Source organism: Halorhodospira abdelmalekii (assembly GCF_016583625.1).
Lineage (GTDB): Bacteria > Pseudomonadota > Gammaproteobacteria > Nitrococcales > Halorhodospiraceae > Halorhodospira > Halorhodospira abdelmalekii.
In genome coordinates this window covers 21252-44446 of the sequence record NZ_NRRN01000029.1, presented here as the reverse complement: position 1 = coordinate 44446, position 23195 = coordinate 21252, and the positions used below count along the sequence as shown (strand labels likewise).

The 23195-nt window shown below is 61.5% G+C and carries 12 protein-coding genes, 5 tRNA genes and 1 pseudogene; 2 read left to right on the top strand and 16 right to left on the bottom strand.

Features of this window, described 5'->3' with window-relative positions:
- Positions 1-724: 724 nt before the first annotated feature.
- From CKO15_RS08465 to CKO15_RS08440, 6 genes are all read right to left on the bottom strand, one after another.
- On the bottom strand, positions 725-3904 hold the full coding sequence (locus CKO15_RS08465) for a beta strand repeat-containing protein (protein ID WP_200195016.1): 3180 nt from the start codon (positions 3902-3904) through the stop codon (positions 725-727).
- A 111-nt stretch (positions 3905-4015) separates the two neighbouring features.
- Positions 4016-8800 (bottom strand): hypothetical protein, encoded by a 4785-nt coding sequence (locus CKO15_RS08460; protein ID WP_200195014.1) that lies wholly within the window; start codon positions 8798-8800, stop codon positions 4016-4018.
- A gap of 955 nt (positions 8801-9755) precedes the next feature.
- Positions 9756-9830 (bottom strand) — tRNA-Lys (locus CKO15_RS08455).
- 65 nt (positions 9831-9895) lie between these two features.
- Positions 9896-9971 (bottom strand) — tRNA-His (locus tag CKO15_RS08450).
- Between the two features lie 107 nt (positions 9972-10078).
- Positions 10079-10155 (bottom strand) — tRNA-Arg (locus CKO15_RS08445).
- 76 nt (positions 10156-10231) lie between these two features.
- Positions 10232-10308: transfer RNA gene (locus CKO15_RS08440), tRNA-Pro, on the bottom strand.
- Positions 10309-10575: 267 nt separating this feature from the next.
- Between CKO15_RS08440 and folD the strand changes: the two genes are divergently transcribed.
- Positions 10576-11436 (top strand): bifunctional methylenetetrahydrofolate dehydrogenase/methenyltetrahydrofolate cyclohydrolase FolD, encoded by an 861-nt coding sequence (gene folD, locus CKO15_RS08435; RefSeq protein WP_200195012.1) that lies wholly within the window; start codon positions 10576-10578, stop codon positions 11434-11436.
- A gap of 217 nt (positions 11437-11653) precedes the next feature.
- Positions 11654-12070 carry a PilZ domain-containing protein gene (locus CKO15_RS08430; RefSeq protein WP_200195011.1) on the top strand — a complete coding sequence of 139 codons (417 nt, stop codon included), beginning with the start codon at positions 11654-11656 and terminating at the stop codon, positions 12068-12070.
- 331 nt (positions 12071-12401) lie between these two features.
- Here CKO15_RS08430 and radA read toward each other — a convergent pair.
- From radA to CKO15_RS08380, 10 genes and pseudogenes are all read right to left on the bottom strand, one after another.
- A pseudogene (radA, locus tag CKO15_RS08425) lies at positions 12402-13790 on the bottom strand (DNA repair protein RadA); the annotation flags it as partial.
- Complete coding sequence (gene alr / locus CKO15_RS08420) at positions 13774-15207, bottom strand: alanine racemase (protein WP_200195006.1); 1434 nt, start codon at positions 15205-15207, stop codon at positions 13774-13776. The gene alr and the pseudogene radA, both read right to left, overlap by 17 nt.
- Positions 15204-16604 (bottom strand): replicative DNA helicase, encoded by a 1401-nt coding sequence (gene dnaB / locus CKO15_RS08415; protein WP_200195004.1) that lies wholly within the window; start codon positions 16602-16604, stop codon positions 15204-15206. Before dnaB ends, alr begins: the two co-directional genes overlap by 4 nt.
- Before the next feature lie 259 nt (positions 16605-16863).
- The gene (gene rplI / locus CKO15_RS08410; protein ID WP_200195002.1) at positions 16864-17313 is read right to left on the bottom strand and encodes a 50S ribosomal protein L9; all 450 of its coding nucleotides are present in this window, start codon (positions 17311-17313) and stop codon (positions 16864-16866) included.
- A 158-nt stretch (positions 17314-17471) separates the two neighbouring features.
- Positions 17472-18392: a hypothetical protein gene (locus tag CKO15_RS08405; RefSeq protein ID WP_200195000.1), complete on the bottom strand. Its 921-nt coding sequence runs from the start codon at positions 18390-18392 to the stop codon at positions 17472-17474.
- Between the two features lie 29 nt (positions 18393-18421).
- Complete coding sequence (gene rpsR, locus CKO15_RS08400; protein WP_200194998.1) at positions 18422-18646, bottom strand: 30S ribosomal protein S18; 225 nt, start codon at positions 18644-18646, stop codon at positions 18422-18424.
- A 131-nt stretch (positions 18647-18777) separates the two neighbouring features.
- On the bottom strand, positions 18778-19140 hold the full coding sequence (rpsF, locus tag CKO15_RS08395; protein ID WP_200194996.1) for a 30S ribosomal protein S6: 363 nt from the start codon (positions 19138-19140) through the stop codon (positions 18778-18780).
- Between the two features lie 258 nt (positions 19141-19398).
- Complete coding sequence (gene rlmB, locus CKO15_RS08390) at positions 19399-20346, bottom strand: 23S rRNA (guanosine(2251)-2'-O)-methyltransferase RlmB (RefSeq protein ID WP_242464664.1); 948 nt, start codon at positions 20344-20346, stop codon at positions 19399-19401.
- A complete protein-coding gene (rnr, locus tag CKO15_RS08385) occupies positions 20343-22757 on the bottom strand; it encodes a ribonuclease R (RefSeq protein WP_200194994.1) in 2415 nt (804 codons plus the stop codon). The genes rlmB and rnr overlap by 4 nt, the downstream gene beginning before the upstream one ends.
- Positions 22758-23099: 342 nt before the next feature.
- Positions 23100-23186, bottom strand: a tRNA-Leu gene (locus CKO15_RS08380).
- Positions 23187-23195: the final 9 nt, after the last annotated feature.

Here is a 23195-nt window from a genome sequence, read left to right as displayed (position 1 = left end):
ACGCTTAGCCACTGCCCTCGCGGGCAACAGCCCATGACTCGGGGTCCCGGCCGGTGGCCTCCCTTACCGGGCAGAGGGCTTTCACCTCCAATCTCCTACCGATTTATCTCGGCGCTCTGCCTGTCCCTACCCCATCTCTTCCTTCAGCAAATAAATCGACTGAAACGGGCCGCCGTGCCCTACTCCCTACCAACCTTTTAACATAAGACCCGTTAGACGAAGTAGAAACGCTCGTTACCGACTGATTCCTCAATCATCCTAAGCCACACCACCTTAAATGCGTCTGAGTCTCAGCATGGCCCGCACTTCCATGTGACAATGCTTCCCTGTCTACTACCTTCCTTGCCCACCCAAACCAAAGTGCCTGTCCCTGTTCCCCTTCCACTGACCACAGAGAAAAGCACGGCGGACGCACCGCGACACCACGTGGTACCACGGCGTATCCGTGACGGATACCTGTTCTGAGCGAGGGCGGGTCATGGCTTCATCTTCTCAAAATTCACCAAAAGGCGCAATACAAAGTGGGTGTCCCCTAGAAACATAAGGGCGCAGTGGCGCAAAGCCCCGAGATTATGCCCGTCGTAATCTTCCAGAATTTCCTTCAGGCATAAAAAACCCCCAGTTTTTTAGGCTGGGGGTTCTTTGTTGCTTTTCAACTTTTGCTTTAATCTAAGCCGCATCCTTTGTGGGGAGTGGGCTTAGACATCCTGTCCTTGGGAGAGGATTAGGCGAAGTCGAAGTTGCCATTTTCAAAGCTGGCAAGGTCACCGATACCTGTTAGCTTGATGCTGCCTTCAAACTCGCCATTTACGGCGGTGATGTAAGCATCTGTACCGCCGGCACCCAGCTCTACCTTAAGAACATTATCGCCATCCGCAGTAATATAACCCGTAGATCCAGCACTGGTACCGGTCATACCAGATTGAGCCACTGTACCTGTGAAGAAGGCAGAGAAGTCAAGCTGGTCAAGGCTATCGTCCACCGAGAAGTTGGTGATTTCAACTTCACCAATACCATCTTCACTGAAGATGTACTTCATAATGTCTTGGTTGGCGCCGGTGGTGGCATTGTTCAAATTGAACGTAGCATCCCCTGTTCCAACCAGAATCTCAACGAAGCTGGATTCGGCATCACCGGTTCCACGCGCAATAAATGCCGTCAGCTCTCCAGTGAATTCAGAGGCGTCAAGTGCGTTTTGATGCGCCTCACCGGCACCTGTTAGAAAGTCAATTTCGTCGCCACCTTGACCAAGGACAAAGTCTTGGTTACCGATGATCTTCAGGCTCGAGGTTATCGAGTTATCGCCACTGGCCGTAAAATCAATGTTAGATGCATCAGTAATCTGGTTCGTCCCTTCACCATCCGTTGAGCTGGAGTTGATGGTGTAGGTTGAAGCAGCGGCAATCGGCACGTTCACGTCGCCAATGGTGATATTGGCATCACTGAGCAGGTTGAGCTTTTGTGCTGTCGCGCCCGTATCAATAATATCAGTGATTGCAACATCTTGATCACCGGTGATGGTGAGGTTACCGCCGTTCGACATGTCTGAAGTGGTGAGTGCGCCCAAGCTTCGAGTGCCTGTTCCACTGGCATCGATGGTGATGGTGTCAATGCCTGCACCGCTGGTGATGCCGTCGTCGAAGGTGATCGCACCCTCGCCGCTCAGGTTGATGGCGAAGTTACGATCGCCGGCTTCACCCACACGGGTGGTGTAGGTATTATCCAATACAAACGACGCCTCTTCGGCTGCTTCAATATTGAGGGTTTCAAGGTTCGTCGCAGCCAGAGTGGTCACGGTGTGGGCACTGTTGCCCGTTTGGTTCTCATCATCGGTGGTGATGTTGAGGGTCTTAACGCTGTTGGCCGTAAGATTAGCGGTCCAAGCCCCATTGGCAGCCATCTTCAGCAAGACGTCTTGTGAGGTGACGCCGGTTTTGTTTTCAATTGTAATCGCTGTCGCGTTAGCCGTCGAGATCACGGTGGTGTCAGCACCTAGGTTGCTGATGGTGTCGTTATAGATACCCGTTAGGATAATGCCGTTTACGCCGGTATAGTTATCGGCGTCGATATTACCGGTGGCTGTGGCTACATAGGTATCACCTGCGTAGTCATCACCATTGATGATCATCTCTGTGATGATGGTTCCGTTAGTAGCATCGTCCGTAATCACCACATCACCGGTGCCCTCACCCGTGACGACAACACCTTCACCGGCAGCTTGGGTTGATGATTCCACTGCTTTTAGATCACCGGCTGTGATCGACAATGAACGATCACCTTCGCCACTGTTGTCTAGGGTGATCTTGTTGATATTGGCTCCGGTAGTAAGCGTACCCAGCGCAATATCTTCATCTCCGGTTGTGGTGATGGCAAAGGTTTCTGAAACAGTCTTGGTAGCACTGCCGGCAGCCATGGTGAAGCCTGTAGAGCTGAACCCAGCGGTCGTGGCGTTCACCGTCAGGTGCTCTAGCGCGCCTGTGGTTACAGTATTTGTCAACGCATTCGTAATATCACCGGTTGCGGTGGTGGTAGAGTTGAAAGTGATGTTTTGTACATCAGCAATCGTGAGATTGTTGGTTTCCGCTTGGATTGCACCGCCGATATTGACGATCAGCGAGTCATTATCGCTACCAACCGCACCGGCGCCGTCAACGCGGATAACCACGTCATTATTACCATCACCGGCCTGGAGACCTACTTCGACATCCTTGGCAATGTCTAGGGTGATGTTGTTAGCGTTAGCTGTGCCATCGGCATTTGCCGCTATAGCATTGACCGTCTCTAGGCCACTGATATCGGTGAAGTCGACGACGGCAGCAGCATCATAGGCTTGTAGTGAAATCTCTTTGAAATCACCGGTGAGCACATCGCCCATGTCGAAGCTGCCTGTAACACCCGCACCCACGAGGGTGATGGTGAGGTCACCGTCTAAATCAGTGGCATCAATATTTGAAGCAACCGCATAATCGGTCGTCAGCTTAAGCGCTGCGCTACCGGATAGGTTAAGATCGGTGATACCGGTGTAATCGCCAGTAGCCGAGTCTAAACGCATAATGTTCTCAGCGGTTCCACGGCTTTCTAGATTTACCGTTCCGATTGCTACAGCGGTACCTGCAGAGTCAAGATTAATGCGTCCGCTTGTTCCGGTTGAGCCTTCAACGCTTAGGTTGAACACATCATCAGTTGTGCCGTTATCAGCACCGGTAATCGTGAGGTCATTGTTTGCAGCCAGTCGGGCTTCTACACTGCCGTCTTGGACGAAGCTTGATAGTTCCATTGCTGGTGTACCGGTCACGGTCACCAAGTTGGTGCCCTCGATACCACCAAAACTAACATCGGCACCGTTATTGATGGAGCGCAACTCCAACGTTTCGATATTGATCAGCGTGGGGGTAATCGTCACGCTCGTACCGATATTGGCTTTGAGCACGTCATTGTCGGTGGTGCTGGGATCTTCAATGTAGGTCGAACTGCGCAGGTAGTTCAACGCATTGATTTCATCGTCCGCATTGGACAGATACTTATCATCTGGATTGACGTTCTGGCTGAAGCTGTCGGTCAGGATAGCATCGGTACTTGCAGTGAGCGTGAAAGTCTCCCCCGGCACACCCGGCACATCCGGCACATCGACATCAGGAGCCTCCACCAAACCCGGGTTGTCTTCGATAAACTGCCCGACATCATCCCGCATCTGTTGACGCTCGCCCTCGTCAGCGTCTCGGTACGACGGGCTAAAGCGATTGAAATACGTTACCAAGTCAATTACGTCGATGGTCGCACCGCGATCCCACTCTTGGAGGATGCGTGCCCTCATCGCCGCACCGTCAGGGGTGTCTGCTTCGATGCCAAGATCAAGCAGGTCGTTCAACTGTGTGATCAGGTCGTTGGCCTTTTCGCTGGACATTTTCTTAACCCTCTATAGTTTGTTCTGCTACTTTGAGTAAGGGAAGTGGGAGAGGGGAGGGAGGGAAGAGAGTGGGGGGCAGATCGCCCCCACTCTGTTTCCATCTCTTGGCTACACCACCAACCAATCCTCGGTGTTTATGGCGACACCGACCTGCTCAATAAGCTGGCCGGCGTCGATCGCCTCATCTTGGAAATCCTGGAAGTAACTAAACACGTCGTTTTCGACCCCTACCAAATTGACAAACCATGAGGGCGCATCAAAATTATCGACATCTTCACCGACGCGCACGCGCACTGTGTTCGTGGTCTCGCTGCGCGTAGTGAAATCGAAGTACTCCTCGCTGAACTCATCCAGCCCAAGCACGCTGAAATCGAGCTGATCACCCTCATTGAAATTCTCGATAAAGACGCTGTCACCCGGCAGTGCTGGCTCCGGGAATGCGAACGACACGGCATCCATGTTGTTCTCAGCGGCAATGTCATCAGCGTCCAGATCTTCTCCATCTACGACATCGTGAACGTGACGATCGGGGGCAATGTCCACTTCCTCCCCAACCTCGACGGTCCTCGTCATCGAGTGGTCACCCGTCGACAGCCTCACCTCGTAAGTCCCCTCCCCAAGGTTGACAACGGTCTCGGGGATATCGAAGGTATCGCCTGCATCGAGCGTCTCATTCCAGGTCCAGGTATCAATCTCATCGTCACCGACCGTCAGCGTGATCTCCTGGGTGCCTTCGGCATGGCCGGTATTCTGCACCGTCCCATTGATCGTCACGGCGGCACTATCCTCGCCCTCTTCGAACTCGACGCCCCTCGGAACATTGAGCGCCGCGACACTGAAGTACGGCTCCGGAACCCCAGGAGCATAACCAGGGTTATCGACGATTTGATCCTTATTACCGTCTCCGTTTGAGTCATAGGCGACCTGCTGAACTGCCCAGACATTACCACCGGCCGCATCCACCGCCTCACGCAGAGCAACCAAGTAGTTGGTGTGAGCTACACTTCCCGCCAACATTACGTTGATCGAAGCACCAAAATCCAAGGTGCCCAACTCATTCACATTGCTGTTGAACAGGTTGTTGTTGCCGTCACCCTGGGTGGTCGTCCGATTGTTCGTAACATCCCAAGTTGAAGTCACATGGAAGACTTTGTATTCGCCTTCGTTACGATCATTCTCAACCATAATGATGTGGTTGAGGGTGCTGTTAACAGGAGTACTGCCGCCCAAGGTAGGAGTCAACAAGCCAGCGTTCAAGTTGCCATAGTTGCTCGTGGCGGGATTGTTGTCCGCGTTATTCAACGCACGAACCAACGTCGCACCATCCAGGCCGGCAAAGGTGTCATCAACATCGCTTTGGAAGCGAATCACGTTGACCGAGTTGGGCCTTGCAAGACCATCGGTATCAGAGACGCTGGGCGATTGATTAGTAAAAGCATTTGCGTTGTTAACAATATTGGCCGTCGGCTCAATCAGCGAAGCCGATTGCGTGTTGTTAGCAATATTGGACGATGGATCATCCTCGTCGCTCAGGAAGGCAGAAAAATCCAACGCGTGTCTACCCATATGGCTAGCATCACTAACCGACTCAGGTGACCGGGTGTGCCAGTTGACTACCGTCACCTTATCGTTAGCACCCATGCTGCCATCAATCACCAGCGTGTTTGAACTCAACGGGTTGGAGTGCATCACGACAACGTTGTGGGCCCCGGTACCTGCGTTGATGATCGACTCACTGTAGCCCATGGTGTCATCGCTGCCACTGAAAACACCACCAGACCAGAAGTAATCGTTCTCACTAAAGATGTCCTCGCCAGCACCATAGCCATTATCAACCTGATCGGCATTGTCATGACTGTACTGGATGGTGGAGTAGGTGTTGTTATCGCCCACACCCTCCTCATCGACAGAACCGTGGAAGCCATTCGAACTGGTCCGTGCTGCAATGTCGCTCGCATCTTCCAGATGATCAGAAGTAGAGTCTCTGAAGCCAGTCTCAATCAGACCCTGCCTCAGAGCTGAAACATCACCCCCTTCAATCAAAACGTCTCGACCCGCTTCAAGGTCTTCGGCGAGATTGACTGCATCAGCTTCCAGCCGCGGCTGGTAGATGACAATAGCCAGGTTGTTCAAACCGCCGATCAGAGCTTCAATCTCGAGCGCCTGATTGCCGGTAGAGTCGCTGTAGCGCAGCAGCTTGCTCAGCTCGGCATTGCTATCGATTGCGTCCTTAATGGCGTTATTGATATCAGCCTGGTGAGCAATAAAGTTACCACCACGGTCAGTATCGATTTCAACCGTCTCTTCGATACCTGCAAACGACAGGGTCAGTTTGGCTTTGTACAGAACACGAGCTGAACCCGCATCGTTCCACTCACCACCCGTACCCCAGGTCTGTGGACCCGTCGGATCACCAATGATCCAGCTGCCCATGGTTGCACTGCCATTCTCAGCAGCAAACCCCTCGACCTCGTAGCGATCGCTGTAGTTGCGCTCAAGGCCACTGCGGTCCGCTGACTGGATGATGATCAAATCGCTGCCACCACCGGTGTTGATGTCGAAGGTCCCGTGACCATTCACAATCACCGTATCGCGCCCAGAGCCCGTAGTGATGTGCAGGTTCCCGAGCTCTTCCATGGTCCGCAGCGAGACGCCATCCGTCATCCGAACGTTGACGAAGTTGTCACCCGAGCCCGCGTCAATCTCAAACCACTCACCGAGCGAATTGACGGCTTCACCGTTGAGCCTCGCAACGATCACATCGTTCCCAACACCCGTGTCCAAACGGAAATCGACACTGGTCGAAGTTGCAAATTCAACCGCAATATCATCCGTCGAGCTCCGGTAGCTGTAGACACCATCACGATTAATGGTACCAAACAACTCCGTGCTGCTCGCACCATTGCCCTGCAAATTGTGCAGGTTCAACACATTGCGAGTAATCTGCTCGTTAGCAACAATGTTGCCATCTACAACGGGCTCTGGTGTATTCGGATCATTGCCATCATAATCACGCTCTTGCGTCAGATTACGACCCAGCACCAGATGGCCATTAAACCCCCGGGCGTCAACAAGGTCCAGGCTGTTCTGCGCCGCTACGCCTGCAACACCCTGAGGAGAGAAACCATCACGGATCGTCAGATCCGCCCATGTGGGGTTACCATCCTCATTAACACGGTTGTTGTAATTAACAGAACGTATGTTGACCGTCTCTAGGTCGCTATTCGTGGTCGCCAGCCAGCCAATGTTGCTCGGCTTGTCGTCACCGCCCAGTACGTGGACGTCAAAGACCGGAATGCCCTTCGAGGTGGCACTCTGCGACTTACCACCAATCAGCACATTACCACCGTCGGAACCGCGGCCAACCTTGTGCAACTCAATCGTGGTCTTGAGTTCTTGATCGCCCGGGTCCACGTCAAAGTCAACACGCTCGTGGCGAGACCAGTTGTCGATCCGCTCACCGTTAACCTCAGCACGGCTTTCCGTCTGCGCAACCTCAAGCTCCGCATTGACATGGGAGACGGTATTGCCCGGCGTCGCCTCAATGACAATCTGATGATCACCAACAACCATCTCGCCAGTATCGCCATCGAAGAAACTAAACTCACCACCTAAACGGGCTATCGCTGCATCTCGTTCAAGCCCCGCTGCCTCCAGCGCGTCAGGAAGTGCCCCTTGGGCGTTGCCATCAGCATCCACGGTGTAGAGCGCATTCACCAACTGTTGATAGGTCGTGATGTTCTCACCCGTCGACTCAAACTCCTCTCCGTCCAGGTGCTCGTGCACCTTGACCAGCTGGCCGTTGACATCGAACTCCATCCGCCGAATGAACACACTGACCAGCGGATCGTGACCCGCCCGGTGCGCATTGGTGTTCATCATCTCAAAATAGATCTCGGTCAGATCGCCCTCTATACGCTCAATGAGATAGTTCTCATCAAAGTAGACCGTCAAATCCGATGCACCACCGCCGGTGTTCTGGTTCGACGTGTGATCCATTCGAAAGGTGATCTCATCCGTAAAGCGCTTCGTGCCGTCTTCGCTGTTGCGCGTATTCAGATCCTGAATCACCAAACTAGCGTTGCTGTTGTAGGAGCCAATGTGCTCGATATCTTCCATCCGCGAAGCATCAAGCCTGACCTCATTCTCATTTTCAGTAGCGAGCGCCGTGATCTCGACGTTCTGAATGTTTTTCGTCGTCGGACGCACCGCACCGAGACCACTCGCCACAAACGCATCGTTGATGATGTGCGCTACCAGCTTATTGCTGCTGCCACCATTCCCGTCCAGCACGTCACCCGTATTCAGCGTGTTGCCGTTTTGGAAGTTCACCGTGGTGATCGGCGCATCAAACAAATCACTGCGCGAGGTGCCCATGAACTCCGGCACACGGTCGGCATTTTGAGTGAGCGTGAAAGTCCGCCCTTCCACATCGGGCACGCTCGGCGCCTCGCCTTGGAAGAAGTCCTCGTAGGCACGATCACGGATAGCGATCAAGTCCTCAAAAGTCGCATCGGGGTCCCGAATCGCATGGCTCAGTTCCCGTGCAACCCCGATCTGCTGATTGCGGGTGACTGCATCAGCATTCTCTCCAAGCTGTCCAACGAGTGCCTGCTCAATCATCTCGCTGAGCAAGGTTTCGGGATCGTAGCGACCGCTCTCCAGGCCATTCAGCCAATACTGGGAGCGCGCAAAGCCCATGTGCATCTGCGTGAAATCGGCATTCTCCGCCTGCTCCGCGGTCAACTCACCGCGCATGAAGTACGCGGCAGCCACCACCTTCTCGAAGTGGCCCGTGGCACTGGCATCTTGCACCAAAGTGGACACGGTGTACTGACCGATTACCACGTCCATGAATAGGTCGTCCAGCTTCTCAAACCGATTGCGGCTCATAATGCTCTCCTGTTGATTTTCAACTTAAACCTTGATCTTCAGCCAGCTAAGCCGACCGACCCGAAGGCCAATCAGCCCCATTTATTGGTTGACTCTCGAACGAATCGGGGACTCGGCCGAAGCGCAACAACCCGTCACGCACACCCTCGGCAACTTGCGTAGCCGCCCCTCACCCACGTCGCGACCCCACGCAATCCACCGCCAACCGCCCCCCTGCTGCCGGGAGAAGCCTCCTGCCACCCCAAGGCGCTGCGCTGCCACGGTTAAAGTCTCTGCGCTCTACCATCTCTTCTTCTCCCTGCATGCCCCCGAATACCCCATACGGCGATGCGAAGACACACGGCGTATCCATTCGACGCCCGCACGCTGAGGCTACCGCCGAGTAGCCACGACTGTCAAGCTATCAAGCCGTATGAGACCCTGGCCGTAACCTTATAACTGACGGATGCCAGCAGAACAAGAGTAGGATCGACTTGTTACCCGATCGTTACACAATCGCGCCCACTGAACATGACAGAGAGACCCAAAACGTATGCCACACAACGGTGCCAGCCAGGCAGCCATGAGGCAGCCAGCCGCCCGGCAGTCAGCCAGCCAGCCAGGCAACCAAGCCGCCAGACGGCCAGCCAGTCCAGCCCCTAAGCCCAGCCGCCTGATCAACTAGCTGGCACAGCCCAGCCGAGACCGCAGCGCCACAGCCGCAACACCGCCGCAAAACTCGTCAGGGGAGCCCGTCAGCAAGCAGCAGGAAGGGAGCAGGAAGGGAGCAAGAAGAAGGAGAAGGATGGAGCAAGGAAAGAGAACAACAGAGAAGAGCGGAAAACGAGGGAAGCCGCGAAGTAGCTTGTAGCTCGTAGCTTGTAGCTTGTAGCTTGTAGCTTGTAGCTTGTAGCAGCTTGGAGAGGCTTGAAGCGGTGGTTTGAAGTGAAATGAAGTGAAGTGAAGTGAAGTGAAATGGTGGGCCGCGAAGGACTCGAACCTTCAACCTACTGATTAAGAGTCAGCTGCTCTACCATTGAGCTAGCGGCCCAGATACTGAGACAGGCACGGCCCAGCGACCGAGCCAGACGAGATGAGGAGAGAACCGCGTAAAGATGGGGTGAGCGATGGGACTCGAACCCACGACCACCGGAGCCACAATCCGGGGCTCTACCAACTGAGCTACGCCCACCATCGTTCGCTTACTGTTTGAGTTCGCCTACAACTCTTTAATTCTATTGAGCATTTACAACCGTGCTCGCAATTCTCCGGCCCCTGCACACCGACACCGCCGTGCTGTGGCACGCCCGGCAGGGCTCGAACCTGCAACCGTCGGCTTAGAAGGCCGATGCTCTATCCAATTGAGCTACGGGCGCAGGATCTCGGTCTTCGCCATCGCGCCTTGGTCTACGCGCCAGCACACTGCGGCAGGCTACGCAAGCTTTGCAGGCTTGGTCGGGGTGGAGGGATTCGAACCCCCGACTCCCTGCTCCCAAAGCAGGTGCGCTACCAGACTGCGCTACACCCCGCTGCTACACTCTGCAGGACTAGCGCGCCTGTGGCGTTAGCCCGCCGCGTCCGAGGTGAGATCATACTCGCCTCGCAACCGGGCGTCAATCGGCCAGGCCACCTCGACCGCACTCAAGTAGCCGCACTCAAGTAGCCGCACTCAAGTATGCAACAGGCAAACCCCTCAGTTATTATAGGCGCCTATCGCATAGACGCCTATTAGACACCTATCATAGACGCCGTCCGAATCGCTTTCTATTCACCCCCTTCACCACCTTGAGGGCCTCATGTCAGCGCAGATACTCGATGGTAAGGCAATTGCAGCCGCACGCCGCGAACAGGTCGGCCAAGCCGTCGCCGAACGTCTTGCCCAGGGGCTGCGCCGCCCAGGACTGGCCGTCGTGCTGGTCGGCGGTGATCCGGCCTCGGCGGTCTACGTCCGCAACAAACACCGCGCCTGCGAAGAGGCTGGGATCGCCTCTCGCGCCTACGAGCTACCGACCGAGACCAGCGAAGAGACGCTGCTTGAGCACATCGACACCCTCAACGCCGACCCCGAGATCGACGGCATCCTGGTCCAGCTCCCCCTGCCGCCGGCCATCAATACGCAACGAGTCATTGAGCGTATCGACCCGGCCAAGGACGTCGACGGTTTCCACCCGGAGAACATGGGCCGCCTCGTCACCCGCCTGCCCGGCCTGCGCCCCTGCACCCCACGCGGCATCATGACGCTGCTCGCCGCCACCGGCGAAGAGCTCGCCGGACGCGATGCCGTAATCGTCGGGCAATCGAACATCGTCGGCCGGCCGATGGCACTAGAGCTGCTGAATGCCCGCTGCACCATCACCATCTGTCACAGCCGCACCCGCGACCTGCCGGGGCGGGTGCGCCAGGCCGACCTCGTCGTCGCCTCGGTCGGGCAGCCGGCCTTGATCCGCGGCGACTGGATCGCCCCCGGCGCCATCGTCATCGATGTCGGGATTAACCGCCGCGACAACGGTACGCTGACCGGTGACGTCGACTTTGAGGAGGCGCGCGAGCGCGCTGGCTGGATTACGCCCGTACCCGGCGGGGTCGGCCCCATGACCGTGGCCACCCTGCTTGAGAATACTCTGGAGGCGGCCCGTAACCGCGCCCGACCGTGCTAAGCTGAGTTGGGGTTGGCTTGGGTTGGCTTGGGTTGGCTTGGGTTGGCTTGGGTTAGGTTGGGTTGGCTTAGGCTGAGCTGGGCTGAGCCTTCTGAAATCGGCAGTGCGGCCATAAGACCCGCGACTAGAGGCGACTAGAGGCAACTAAAGACGACTGAAGGCATCGGCGACCCAAAGAGCCGAGCCGTCATCGACAGCACGGGGGAGGGAGAGGCCGATGAGTAGCGGGCCGATGAGTAGCGGGCCGATGAGCAGCGAAGAGCGGCGGCGTTTCAGCCGGATCGCGTTTCACACCCCGGCGCAACTGCTGCCACTCAAAGAGGGCTGCCGGGAGCACACCGTCGAATTGCTCGATGTCTCCCTGCGCGGTGCGCTCGTCAGCCTGAGCAGCGGCGATGAGCCGAGCGGCGATCTGCTCGACGGCAGCTGCCTCTTCGCCCTCACTGTCGCACTGAGCGAGCACGACGTCATTCGCATGGAGGTCGAACCGGTCCACTGGCGCGGCAAAGAGATCGGGCTGCGCTGTCGCCGCATCGACATCGACAGCATCATGCATCTACGCAACCTGATCGAGGCAAACCTCGGCGACCCCGAGACGATGCACCGCGAGCTGACACAGCTGATCGAGGATTAGCGAGTCAAACAAAAATTGGCTTCGCTTTGCTGTGCTTCGCTTTGCTGTGCTTCGCTTTGCTGTGCTTCGCTTTGCTGTGCTTCGCTTCACTTCGTTTTGCTTGCGCTTCACTTCGTTTTGCTTGGTTACGCACCCGCAGAACGCCCCTCACGGGCTCAGAGATTCACCCAAAGAGCAGTTCCAGCGCCTCCTCCAACCGCTGCACCGGATGCACCGTCATACCGTCCATCTCGATCTCGCGCTGACCGCGCTCACCGCCCTTCCCGCCCTTCCCGCCTTCACCGCCGCTCTGACCACGCTGCGTACCGCCCTCACCGCCACGCTGTCTGCCGCCACGTCTGCCACGCCGCGGCACGTTCTGAAGCGGCACCACAGCGCGCGTAAAGCCGTGCTTCGCCGCCTCGGCCAAACGCTCCTCGCCGCCCGGGACCGGCCGCACCTCACCGGCCAGCCCCAGCTCGCCGAAGAGCACCGCGTGGCGCGGCAGCGGGCGGTTGCGCAAGCTTGAGAGCACCGCCGCGACCGTCGCCAAGTCGCCGGCCGTCTCCTGAATGCGCACTCCGCCGACGACGTTGATAAAGACGTCCTGTCCGGCGGTCGTCACCCCGCCGTGGCGCTGCAAGACCGCAAGCAGCAGGGCGAGGCGCGACGGCTCGATGCCGACCGCTACCCGGCGCGGCTGCTGCAGCGCCGAGTCGGCAACCAGCGCCTGGACCTCGAGCAGCAGCGGGCGGCTGCCCTCGCGCGTGACGACGATGGCACTGCCGGCGACCTCCTGCTCGTGGCGCGATAGAAAGATCGACGAGGGGTTACGCACCTGGCGCAGACCGTCCTCGGTCATGGCGAAGAGGCCGAGTTCGTTGGCGGCACCGAAGCGGTTTTTGAAGGCGCGCAGCAGCCGGTAGCGACTGCCTTGATCGCTCTCGAAGTAGAGTACGGTATCGACCATGTGTTCGAGCACGCGCGGCCCGGCGATCGCCCCCTCCTTGGTGACGTGGCCGACCAGGATGACCGTCGTTCCGCTCTCCTTAGCCAAACGCACCAGCTGCGCTGCGCTCTCGCGCACCTGTGAGACCGAGCCGGGGGCGGAGTTGAGTGCTGCCGTGTGCACCGTCTGCACGGAGTCGACAACCAGCGCCTGCGGCCGCAGCTGTGCCGCCGTCGCCACGATGCGCTCGACCGAGGTCTCGGCCATCAGCTCCAAGGCGGCATCGGCAACCCCGAGGCGCTGCCCGCGCAGTGCGACCTGCTGCAGCGACTCCTCGCCGGTGGCGTAGAGGGCCGGATGGTGCCGCGAGAGGGCAGCCAAGGTCTGCAGCAGCAGGGTCGATTTGCCGATCCCCGGCTCGCCGCCGATCAGCACCACCGAACCGGGCACCAAGCCGCCGCCAAGGACGCGATCGAGTTCGCCGAGGCCACTCGGCAGGCGCGGCTCGGGGGCGGTCGAGACGGTCGCTAGGGACGTCGTCGTCGCCGCCTCGACAGCACCGCCGGCCAGACTCGCCAGACTCCAGCCACCGGCACCGCTCGCTAACCCGCCATTTGCTAACCCGCCGCTGGCCAGCCCACCGCTGGCCCGCCCTGACGCACCGCCGGAGGGCGGCAGCAGTTGCGCCTCCAGGGTGTTCCAGGCGCCGCACTCCGGACACTGGCCGACCCACTGCGGCTGCACCGCGCCACAGGCAGTGCAGCGGTAGTGCTGCTTAGCGCGCGCCGCCACGCCGCCGCCCTCCCCGCTCCTCGCGCTTCACGGGTTCTGCCCGCTCTACCCGCTCTCCCTGTTGCTCGCGTTCCACCCGCTCCGCAAGCTCCACCTGGGCTGCCCGCTCCTCTTGTCCCACTTGTTCCTCGCGCTCGACTCGCTCCACCCGCGGGGTCACTTGGCAGAAGAGCTCGTAGGCGATCGTCCCGGCCGCCTTGGCAATCGTCTCCGGACGCGGTTGAGCGCCCCACAGCACGACCCGATCTCCTGGGCGGGCAGCCGGCGCCCGACGCAGATCGATCGCCAGCATATCCATCGAGATCCGCCCAACGAGCGCTGCCGGCTGCGCCCGCTGAACCGGTTGCCCCGAGTGCCCCGGCGGCCCCGAATGAACCATCAGGTCGCTCATCGCCCCCGAGCCCGAATCCGAGCCCGCGCCCGAGCCCGAGCCCACACCGACCTCCACCGGCGTACCACTCGGGGCGTGGCGCGGATAGCCATCACCGTAACCGACTGAGACGACGCCGAGCGGCATCGCCTCCGGGCAGCGGTAGGTCGCCCCGTAGCCGACCACCGCCCCGCGGGCACACTGCTTGATGGCGACCAGTCGCCCCTGCAGCGTCATCACCGGCTCAAGCAGCGGATCGTCGGCGCGCGGCTCGATAAAGGGCGAGGCGCCGTAGAGCATGATGCCGGGGCGGACCCAATCGAGCCGACTCTCCGGCCAGCCGAGCAACCCGGCCGAATTCGCCGCCGAACGCGGCCCCGGCAGCCCGGCGCAAGCCGCATCGAAGGTCGCCAACTGCTGCGCGGTCATGCCGCTGCGGCGATCGTCGGCGCAGGCTAAGTGGGTCATAAAGCCGATCTCGCCGCTGCGCTGCGGCAGCGCCTGCAGCCGGCGCCACATCTCCGGCACCGCCGCGGGCGGAAAGCCGAGCCGATTCATACCGCTATCGACCTTGAGCCAGAGGCGCAGCGGCGCGGTCAGAGCACTTGCTTGCTCTAGGGCCTCGACCTGCCAGGCGGCGTGGATCACCAGCTCCAGCTGTGCGCTTGCCGCCGGCTCGAGGTCGGCCGCGGCGAACGGCCCTTGCAGCAGCACCACCGGCTGCGTGATGCCGCAGCGGCGCAGTGTCAGCGCCTCCTCGAGTGTGGTGACGGCGAAGGCGTCGGCAGCGGCGTCAGCAGCAACACCGGCACCGCCGCCACCAACCCCCGCGCCGACACCAGCACCGGCCCCAGGCCCCGCACCAGCCCTAGCGCCACCGCCACCGCCACCGCCTGCCAGCGCAGCGGCGACCCGGGCCAGGCCGTGGCCGTAGCCGTCCGACTTCACCACCGCCATGACGCGGGCTCCGGCGGCGGCCTTGCGGGCCGTACGCAGATTGGCCCGCAGCGCCGCAAGATCGATCACCGCCTGCGCCCCGCGACTCACCCCGGAATGCCCCCGCCGTAGATATCCTCGGTGTGGTTTTCAAAGCGTGTGTACTCACCGAGGAAGGTCAGGCGGACGGTGCCGATCGGCCCCTGCCGCTGCTTGCCGATGATCAACTCGGCGACCCCCTTATCGGGGCTGTCTTCGTTATAGACCTCATCGCGATAGATGAAGGCGATCAGGTCTGCGTCCTGTTCAATCGCCCCCGATTCGCGTAGATCGGACATAATCGGGCGTTTGTTCGGGCGCTGCTCAAGCGAGCGGTTGAGCTGCGAGAGTGCTACGACCGGGGTGTTGAGCTCTTTAGCGAGCGCTTTGAGTCCACGCGAGATCTCGGAGAGCTCACCGGCGCGGTTTTCGCGGTAACCGGAGATCTGCATCAGCTGCAGGTAGTCGATGACGACGAGTCCGAGGGCGTCGTGCTCGCGGCGCAGACGGCGGGCGCGGGCGCGCACGTCGGTCGGTGTTAAGCCCGGTGAGTCGTCGACGAAGAGCGGCGCCTCGGCGAGCAGGCTCATCGTCGAGGTCAGACGCGGCCAGTCGTCGTCCTGCAACCGACCGGAGCGAATCCGCTGCAGCGGCACCCGTCCGAGCGAGGCGAGCATGCGCATGGCCAGCGCCTCAGCCGGCATCTCCATCGAGAAGACGGCGACCGGCGCCTTACGGTGCATGACGACGTGCTCGACGATGTTCATCGCCACCGTGGTCTTGCCCATCGAGGGGCGGCCGGCGACGATGACCAAGTCGCCATTCTGCAGCCCCGAGGTCATCTGATCGAGATCGTCGAAGCCGGTCGGCAGGCCGGTGACCGCCTCCTGCGTCCGGTAGAGGGCATCGATGCGCTCGACGACCTGCGGCATGAGCTCGCGCATGCCGACGAAGCCCTGGCGGTGGCGCCCCGTCTGCTCGGCGATCTGGAAGATGGTCCGCTCGGCAGAATCGAGCAGTTCATCGCTGCTGCGGCCTTGCGGCTGGAAGGCCGACTCGGCGACCTCGGAACCGGCCCGGATGAGCTGGCGCAGCACCGAGCGCTCGCGCACGATGTCGGCGTAGGCGCGGATATTCGCCGCCGACGGGGTCTCGCGGGCGATCCCGCCTAAGTAGCTGAGCCCACCGGCATCGTCCAACTTGCCCTGCTGGCGCAGCCGCCCTGAGAGGGTCACCACATCGAGTGGATGGCCGCGCTCGGCCAACTCGCCCATCGCCCGATAGACGAGGCGGTGTTCGCGGCGGTAGAAGTCCTCTTCGTGGAGGCGGTCGGCGATCTGATCCCAGGCCGAGTTATCGAGCATCAGCCCGCCGAGGACGGACTGTTCAGCCTCCAGATCGTGAGGCGGTACTTTAAGAGCCTCGGCGCTTGAGGCGGCCCCTTCGTGCTGCACCGGCCTCTCCCCCATCTGCGAAGCGAGTTCTAGGAAGCGAATTCGTGGAAACGGATTTGTGGAAGCGGATTCTAGGAACCGGGGCGACGAACCGGGGCGACCGAGGACGATCCTCGGGCCAACCGGGGAAGCCCCCGGAGACGACCGAGGACGACCCCGATGCGCCCCCTGGAGACCTCGGAGCAGATCAGAGCTGAGCCGCTGAGCGCCGGCCCTCCTGTACTCCTACACTACTCCTAACTCGCTCTTACGCTGCTCTTGCGCTGCTCCTACGCTACTCCTGGCCCTCGACGACGATCGAGAGCACCCCTTCGACGTCGGTGTGCAACTGCACGGCGACCTCGTAGCTACCGGCGACCCGGATCGGCCCCTCGGGCATCCGCACCTCACGCCGGGCCAATTCGATCCCCGCGGCCTCGGCTGCGTTCGCGATGTCGGCCGGCCCAACCGAACCGAAGAGCTTGCCCTGCTCACCGGCCTTGGCTTGGATCGTCAGCGTGCGCCCCTGCAGCTGCTCCAGACGGGCTTGTGCGGCCTGGAAGGCATCACGCGCCCGCGCCTCAAGCTCGGCGCGGCGCTCCTCGAAGTAGCGAATGTTCTCGGCGGTCGCCGGTTTCGCCTTGCCGTAGGGCAGCAGGTAGTTGCGCCCGTAACCGGGCCGCACCCGGACCCGGTCGCCCAGATCGCCGAGATTGGCGACCTTTTCCAACAGTATGAGTTCCATTGTTTAAACCTCTTCAATCAAACCGCATCAAAGCGAATCAAGCCCAAGCAAATCGGGCCGAACCGCATCAAAGCAGATCGAGCCCAAGCAAACCGAGCCGAACCGCATCAAAGCGAATCAAGCCCAGACAACCCGGGCCAAACCCCATCGAACCGAAATCAAACCCCGGTGTGACCACCGCCACTGCTGCCGCCGCCTCCCCAGCGGCGGCGCCACTGAAAGAGCGCCTCACCGATCCCCAACAGCGCCATCGGCATGTAGAGAAAGGGGATCACCAGGTAGACCGGCATCAGCCACGCCGCGCTCCACTGCCGCAGCGCCAGCAGGGCGTGGGTCGCCGCCAGGGCCTGGACGATAAAGGCCGCAGCCACCACCAGTGCCAGATCGTAGAGGAGCCCCGGCCCGAATAGCACCGCACTGAGCAGAATCAGCAAGCCGGCGGCTGCGGTGACTCGCCCCAGATCGAGGGCGTGAAACTCCTCACGCAACCCGCCTGGATTGAACATCAACGCTTGCAGACCGCGCCCGAGGAGCAACCCGATCAGCACCACGAGCATCAGGTTCAGCACCCACAACCCGGTCATGATCGGCACGATCTCGTCGGTGAGGAAGGCCTCGGCCTCAGTGCCCAGCCCCTCGGCACCGGTCGCCGCCAGGAAGCGCTCAATGATCACCAGCCAGTGCGCGCCCGGGTCGTCGATCAGCAGATGAAAACCGAGCACGACCAAGGCGCCGAGCCCGGCCCAGAGCAGGACGGTGCTCGGCAGCGAGACGGTGCGCCGCAGCCACTCAGCGAGCAGCAGCACCGGCAGCCACTGCTCTAGCAGGATGCGCAAGGCCGGCTCTACCGTCCCTGCCATCGCCCACAACAGGGCCGATAGCAGCGCCCCGGCGAGCAGCATCGCCACCGCGCCGTACTGCATCCCTTGCCGCAGGGTTACCAGCGCCAGCGCGGCGATGGCCAAGACCGCCAGCAGCGGCAACAGACTCGCAGCGACCATCACCGTCGCGGCCTGAAACGGCCCGCGCAGGATGAAGGCACCGAAGTTATAGATCAATCCGCCGCTCTGCGTAGTCACAGGGCCACCCTCAGCCGACTCAGGCCGACTCAGTGCCGGTCGGTGTAGGGCAGCAGCGCCAGGTAGCGAGCCCGCTTGATGGCGGCGGCGAGTTGGCGCTGATAGCGGGCGTTGGTCCCGGTGATCCGGCTCGGTACGATCTTGCCGGTATCGGTGATGTAGTTCTTCAGGGTGTTGAGATCTTTGTAATCGATCTCTTTGACCCCTTCGGCGGTGAATTTGCAGAATTTACGGCGCCGGAAAAAGCGTCCCATGGTGAGCTCCTCTACTTGCTGCTACCTGTTGCACTCGTTGCACCTGCTGGTGCACTTAACTGATGGCTGAGCGCTCGATCCGTACACCTAGCGGGTGCACTGGCTGGCGCACTCGGTCGGGTACGGCGCGGTCAATCGTCTTCGTCCGCCGTCTCGCGGCGCTCGTCGCGGCGCTCGCTGCCCTTGGCCAGCGGTGAGGGCTCGGTGACCGGCTCGTCGCGATTGAGCACGAGGTTACGAATCACCGCGTCGTTGAAGCGGAAGGCCGAGGTCAGCTCGTCGAGCTCCTCTTTGCCGCACTCGACGTTCATCAGCACGTAGTGCGCCTTGATCAGCTTGTTGATCGGGTAGGCGAGTTGGCGCCGCCCCCAATCTTCGAGGCGGTGGACGGTGCCGCCGCTCGACTCGACAATGCTGCGGTAGCGCTCGACCATGGCAGGCACCTGGTCGCTTTGGTCCGGGTGGACCATAAAGACGATCTCGTAGTGTCGCATCTTTACTCCTTTCGGATCATCGGGCGTATCAAGCAGACGCTCGCCCAATAAGCCTCCGCCACCCTGGTAAAAGCAGCACCATCGAAGCGCTCCAGGGAGCCGTGAGGCAAGGCTTACGGTGAGCGGTGGAGTCTACCCGAAAGCGGCCCCAATAAGGAAGAGCCGCCGCCTCGGCTGATGCGTTACGGCCTCACTAGGTGCCACACTTAGGTGCCACACATAAGTGCGAAACTTGGGTGCGAAACTTGGGTGCCACACCTAGGTGCCGCCTTCGGTATAGCCGCCGCGCTGGCGCACCGCCTCGAAGAGGAAGACCCCGGCAGCGACCGAGACGTTCAAGCTCTCGACGCCGCCCGGCATCGGCACCGCGGCGAGGAAGTCGCAGCGCTCGCGGGTCAGTCGGCGCAGCCCCTCGCCCTCGCCGCCTAACACCAGCGCCAGTGGGCCGGAGAGATCGAGGCTGTAGAGGGTACGCTCGGCCTCGCCGGCGGCCCCGACGGTGAAGATCCCGGCCGCCTGCAGGGTTGCCAGGGTGCGCGCCAGGTTGGTGACTTGGAAGAAGGGGATGCGCTGCACCGCGCCAGCGGCCACCTTGTAGACGGCCGGGCTGAGGGCCGCGGCGCGATCACGCGGCGCAATCACTCCGGCAGCGCCGGCGGCGGCGGCACTGCGCAGACAGGCGCCGAGGTTGTGCGGGTCTTGAACGCAGTCGAGGACGAGCAGCAGCGGCTCAGGGTGCTGCTCGATCAGTTCGGCGAGTTCGCCTTCGCCGCGCACCGGCGCCCCGCGGTAGCTGACGACGATGCCTTGGTGGTTGGCACCACTGAGCCCGACCCCGCTGAGCCAGTCGTCGAGGCCGTGGCGCGAGGTGCGCTGCAGCGGCACCTGCTGGCGCTCTAGCTTGGCCAGCAGTCGGGCGATCTGCGGGTCGCAGCGCACGGCGGCATCGACCCAGACCGCGGTGACCCCGGCCGGGTCGTAGGCGACGACCTCGCGCACCGGGTGGCGCCCGTAGATCAGGCTCTCGGTGGTGGCGGCTGCGGCGGCTGTTTGCGCCTCACCCGACTCCCGGCTGGTCGCCTTCGTCGGCTCCGGCTGAGCGGACCGGCCAGGCTTGCCAGGCTTGCCAGGCTTGCCAGGCTTACGAGTCTGGCGATCCTTACCGGTCTTACCAGAGCGCTGAGGGTGCTGAGAGCGCTGCTTCAACGCTTGCGCCTGCCGCCTTGGTTGCGCCCTTTGCGCGCGGCTCCGCCTTCCTGGTCGCCACCCCCTTCACTAGCGCCAGCCTTACCGCCGCCGCCCTTGCTAGAACTGCCCTTGCTGGAGCTGCCCTTGGCGCCGCGTCTCTTGCTAGCGCTGCCCTTGCCGCCGCTGCCCGGACGTGCCAGTGGGTGGGCAAGCATCTCCAGGTCGATCTTGCGCTCCTCCTTATCGACCCGGGCGACACGCACCCGCACGCGGTCGCTGAGGCGGTACTCCTTGCCAGTGCGCTCGCCGATCAAGCAGTGTCCGACCTGGTCGTAGTGGAAGAAGTCGCTCTCCAGGTTGGTGATGTGGACCAGACCATCGACGTAGACCCCCTCAAGCTGTACGAAGAGACCGAACGAGGTCACCGCGGCGATCACCCCTTCGAACTCCCCGCCGAGGTGATCGGCCAGATACTCGCACTTGAGCGTCATCGCGGCATCACGAGTCGCCTCGTCGGCGCGCCGCTCGGTCATCGAGCAGTGCTCGCCGAGGGTGACCAAGTCGTGGTGGCTCATCGGGAAGCTCGCCCCGCGCTGACCGTCGAGGATATGGCCGATGGCGCGGTGGACGACGAGATCGGGGTAGCGGCGGATCGGCGAGGTAAAGTGGGCGTAGGCCTCAAGCGCCAGCCCGAAGTGGCCGGCGTTATCGGGGCGGTACTCGGCGGCCTGCATCGAGCGCAGCAGCACCGTCTCGATCAGGTGGCGATCGGGGCGCTGCCGGGCGGCCTCCATCACCGCGGCGTAGTCGAGCCCGCTCGGGGCGTCACCGCCGCCGAGGGTGAGGCCAACCTGGGCGAGGAAGCCGCGCAGCTTCTCAAGGCGCTCTTCGTTCGGGTGCTCGTGCACCCGGTAGAGCCCCGGCACCTTGTGCTTACCGAGAAACTTCGCCGCACAGACGTTGGCGGTGATCATGCACTCTTCGACGGTGCGGTGGAAGTCGTTGCGCACCGTCGGCTCGACGGCGACGACCCGGCCGCGCTCATCGAAGCGCATCGCCGTCTCGGTGGTGTCGAAGTCGATCGCCCCACGCCGCTCGCGCGCTTGGCGCAGCGTCTGATAGAGCCGATGCAGGCTCTCGAGCTGCTTTAAGATCGGCGCCTCGAGCGCCCCCCGCACCCGTTCGTTGCCGTCGACGATCGCCGCGGCGGCCTGGTCGTAGGTCAGGCGGGCCGCCGAGCGCATCACCCCGCGATAGAAGCGCGAGCGGAGGATCTTGCCGTTGCCCTGCAGGAGGACGTCGCAGACCATACAGAGCCGATCGACGTGCGGATTGAGCGAGCAGAGGCCGTTAGAGAGCGTCTCGGGGAGCATCGGCACGACCGAGCGCGGGAAGTAGACCGAGTTGCCGCGCGTGCGCCCTTCGGCATCGAGCGCACTGCCGGGGCGGACGTAGTGCGAGACATCGGCGATGGCGACGAGCAACCGCCACCCCTTCGCCGTCGGCTCGCAGTAGAGGGCGTCGTCGAAGTCTTTGGCGTCGGCGCCGTCGATGGTCAGCAGGGGCAGGTGGCGCAGGTCGGTGCGGGCGGCGTGATCGGCCTCACCCACCTCGGCGCCAAAACGCGCCGCCTCGGCTTCGACGCCGTCCGGCCACTCGATCGGCACGCCGTGGATACGCGCTGCGACCTCGTCCTCTTCACCGACATCGATGCTGCGCCCGAGGACCCGGACGATGCGGCCGATCGGCTGGCGTCGTGCGGTGGGCTGAGCCAGAATCTCGGCGACCGCCAACTCGCCATCCTCGGCACCGCCGCGGCCATCGGCGCTGAGCAGCACGTCTTGGTGGAGGCGTTTGTTCTCCGGGACCAGAAAGCCGACGCCGTGCTCTTCGAAGAAGCGCCCGGTAATCTGTCGATTGCCGCGCTCAAGGATCTCGACCAACTCACCGACCGGCTGCCCCTGCTCGTCACACCCGGTCACCCGCACTACGGCGCGATCGGAGTGGAGCAGGCTGCGCATCTGCCGCGGCGAGAGCGAGATGCGCGATGTACCGCCGCGCCCCGCCGCGGCCCGCCCGCCCGTGCCGTCAGCGGCACCGTCGGGCATCAAAAAGCCGGCACCGTCGGGGCGGCCGATGACCCGCCCGCGCACCAACTCGCGGTGATCGACCACCAAATAGCCGCGGCGGCGATTGCGCACCAGCTGCCCGTCGCGCTCCATCGCCCGCAGCCGCCGGCGCAGCGCCTCGTGCTGTTCGGGGCTCTCTAGCTCCAGCGCCTCAGCGATCTCGCGCCGCCCGAGTGGGCGCCCATGGGCACTCAACAGTTCGAGCAGGTATTCGCGGCTCGGGATAGGGTTGTCGTACTTCGCCTGCTCGCGCTCCTGGTAGGGGTCGCGGCGGGGCGGCTTAGTGGGACGTTTCGCCATACAATATTTCCTTCAGGCCTGAGCGAAAAGCTCGGGCGGGTATAGGGGGGCTGCTGATTCGCGGGCCGCTGCTGTGCGGGTTCGGACCACTGCACTGCAGGATCGGGCCGCTGCTGTGCGGAACTGAGCCGCTACTTTGCGAAGTCGGGGCGCTGCTTTGCGGAGCCGAACCGCTGCTCTGCGGGCTTGAGCCGCTGCCTTGGGGGATGCTCTTTCGCGGAGTGGTATTGCGCGCAGACAAGAGGGCGAACGACAGCATGGCCGAAGGGGCCGACAAGCCGAAGAGGCCGACAGAGCGGGGGGCAAACCGGAGGGTCGGGAGCATACGATCTAAAAGGCATTTGGTGCCGAGGAGAGGACTCGAACCTCCACGGGGTTTCCCCCACTAGCACCTGAAGCTAGCGCGTCTACCAATTTCGCCACCTCGGCACACCACAT